At 61.8% G+C, this 2486-nt stretch carries 3 protein-coding genes; 1 reads left to right on the top strand and 2 read right to left on the bottom strand.

Annotation, left to right across the window (positions count from 1 at the left end; genetic code table 11):
- The first annotated feature begins 141 nt into the window (after positions 1-141).
- Complete coding sequence (locus tag AC1DH9_RS27210; RefSeq protein ID WP_427539307.1) at positions 142-1425, top strand: Zn-dependent hydrolase; 1284 nt, start codon at positions 142-144, stop codon at positions 1423-1425.
- A gap of 81 nt (positions 1426-1506) precedes the next feature.
- On the opposite strand, the gene AC1DH9_RS27215 is transcribed toward AC1DH9_RS27210, so the two are convergent.
- Both AC1DH9_RS27215 and AC1DH9_RS27220 read right to left on the bottom strand, forming a co-directional pair.
- Positions 1507-1920 (bottom strand): DUF6691 family protein, encoded by a 414-nt coding sequence (locus tag AC1DH9_RS27215; RefSeq protein ID WP_427539310.1) that lies wholly within the window; start codon positions 1918-1920, stop codon positions 1507-1509.
- A gap of 2 nt (positions 1921-1922) precedes the next feature.
- Entirely contained in the window at positions 1923-2357 is a 435-nt protein-coding gene (locus tag AC1DH9_RS27220) for a YeeE/YedE family protein (protein ID WP_427539313.1), read from the bottom strand.
- Positions 2358-2486: the final 129 nt, after the last annotated feature.

The raw sequence follows: 2486 nt of genomic DNA on the forward strand, positions 1-2486 counted from the left end.
ATCGCGAGCAGGCTCGCTCCCACAAGGGTCTTATGAACACCAGAGATCCACTGTGGGAGCGAGCCTGCTCGCGATGACGGCCTAAAATTCACCAACGATTTGCCTGAGAAAACCCATAACAATTGCCTGAAGGAGATCACCATGAACGCTGCCGTAGACGTTCTGCAGTCCAGCCATCAGCACATCGACCGTGACCGCCTCTGGCAGTCGCTCATGGAGCTGGCCAAACTCGGCGCCACGGTCAAGGGCGGTGTCTGTCGCCTGGCCCTGACCGACCTTGACCGCCAGGCCCGCGACATTTTTGTCAGGTGGTGCGAGGAGGCGGGCTGTACGGTGAGCATCGACGCCGTCGGCAACATCTTCGCCCGCCGCGCCGGGCGCAATCCGCAACTGCCACCGGTGATGACCGGCAGCCACATCGACACCCAACCCACCGGCGGCAAGTTCGACGGCTGTTTTGGCGTACTGGCCGGGCTCGAAGTGCTGCGCACCCTCAACGACCTGGGCGTGGAAACCGAGGCGCCGCTGGAAGTGGTGGTCTGGACCAACGAAGAAGGCTCGCGCTTCGCCCCGTGCATGATGGGCTCCGGGGTGTTTGCCGAAAAATTCACTCTTGAGGAAACCCTGGCCAAGACCGACGCCAGCGGCGTGACCGTGGGTGAGGCGCTGAACGCCATCGGCTATGCCGGTCCGCGCAAGGTCAGTGGCCATGCAGTCGGTGCCTACTTTGAGGCGCACATCGAGCAAGGCCCGATTCTGGAAGACGAACGCAAGACCATTGGCGTGGTGATGGGCGCGTTGGGGCAGAAGTGGTTCGACCTGAAACTGCGCGGCGTCGAGGCTCACGCCGGGCCAACGCCGATGCATTTGCGCAAGGATGCCTTGGTCGGTGCCGCCGCAATCGTCGCTGCCGTGAACCGTACCGCGCTTGGTCATCAACCTCACGCCTGTGGCACTGTCGGATGTCTGCAAGCCTATCCGGGTTCACGTAACGTCATCCCCGGCGAAGTGCGCATGACCCTGGACTTCCGTCATCTTGAACCGGCGCGGCTGGACTCGATGATCGCGGAAGTGCGGCAGGTGATCGACAGCACCTGCGATGAGCACGGTCTGACTTATGAACTGACGCCAACTGCCGACTTCCCGCCGCTGTATTTCGACAAGGGCTGCGTCGAGGCAGTACGTGGCGCTGCGCAAGGCCTTGGGCTGTCGCACATGGACATCGTCAGCGGGGCGGGGCATGACGCGATCTTCCTTGCGGAACTGGGGCCAGCCGGGATGATCTTCGTGCCGTGCGAGGGGGGCATCAGCCACAACGAAATCGAAAACGCCACCCCGGATGACCTGGCGGCCGGTTGTGCGGTGTTGTTGCGGGCGATGCTGGCGGCTTCGGCGGCGATTGCCAGTGGTGAACTGGCGGCCTGAAAGACCGACGTGCACTGTTGGGCTACAGCAGTGCACGTCATACCCTCAGGTCCGCAAGCCCGACCTAAGCGTTTGATGTGTTCAACGACGGGTCTGCAAGACGTTGAAAATGAGCATGCCCGCCAGCATGGCAATCACAAACACCCAGGCCTGCCAGTGTCCGGTGGGCAGCAGCACCAGTGCCGGGCCCGGGCACATACCGGCAACGCCCCAGCCGACGCCGAACAGCAAACTGCCACCGATCAGGCGTCGATCCAGTTCACGGCTTACCGGCAGTTGCATGGGTAAGCCCAGCAGCGATGTTTTCTGTTTCATGGCCCAGTGAAACGGCACCCACGCCACGGCAATGGCGCCGATCATGACCAGGGCCAGTGAAGGGTCCCAAAGTCCGGCGATGTCCAGAAACCCCAGCACTTTGGCCGGGTTGGTCATGCCCGACAGTAACAGGCCGATGCCGAACAACAAGCCGGCAACAAACGCAGTCAGTTTTTTCATGTTCAATTTCCCAGCAGATGGCGCAAGACGAACACCGTCATAAAGCCGGTGAACATGAAGCACAGCGTTGCGATGATCGAACGCGGAGAAAGCCGTGAAACACCGCACACGCCATGACCACTGGTGCAACCTGCGCCATAGCGGGTGCCGATGCCCACCAGCAGCCCGGCCACGATCAGGCCCAGGGTGCCGGTCTTGAACTCGATGCCTGGCTGTCCCGCGAACAGCATCCAAAGCACAGGTGCCGCCAGCAATCCGAGAAGGAACAAGGCTTTTTCTCCCGAGGTCGAATCCCTGGGGCCCAGCAGGCTGCCCAACAACCCGCTGATGCCGGCGATACGACCGCTGGCGACCACCCACAAACCGGCGGCGAGACCGATCAGCGCGCCTCCAGCCAACGCGGACCATGGGGTGAAGTGAAGCGAATCGAACGTCATGACAACTCTCCGGATGGGTAACGGGCGGCACTAAACCACTCTTTTTACCTTGAGCATAGGTCCGTTTGTGCGGACCAAGGGGAGGCAACCAACCGGATGTAGACGCCTGCAAGGCCTGCGAACGTTCAG

It is taken from the genome of Pseudomonas sp. 05T35 (genome assembly GCF_056396605.1).

What these genes read in the sequence shown, in the direction of transcription:
- AC1DH9_RS27215 (WP_427539310.1), bottom strand. Translation starts at nt 1,920, where the DNA reads ATGAAAAAACTGACTGCGTTTGTTGCCGGCTTGTTGTTCGGCATCGGC.
- AC1DH9_RS27210 (WP_427539307.1), top strand. Translation starts at nt 142, where the DNA reads ATGAACGCTGCCGTAGACGTTCTGCAGTCCAGCCATCAGCACATCGAC.
- AC1DH9_RS27220 (WP_427539313.1), bottom strand. Translation starts at nt 2,357, where the DNA reads ATGACGTTCGATTCGCTTCACTTCACCCCATGGTCCGCGTTGGCTGGA.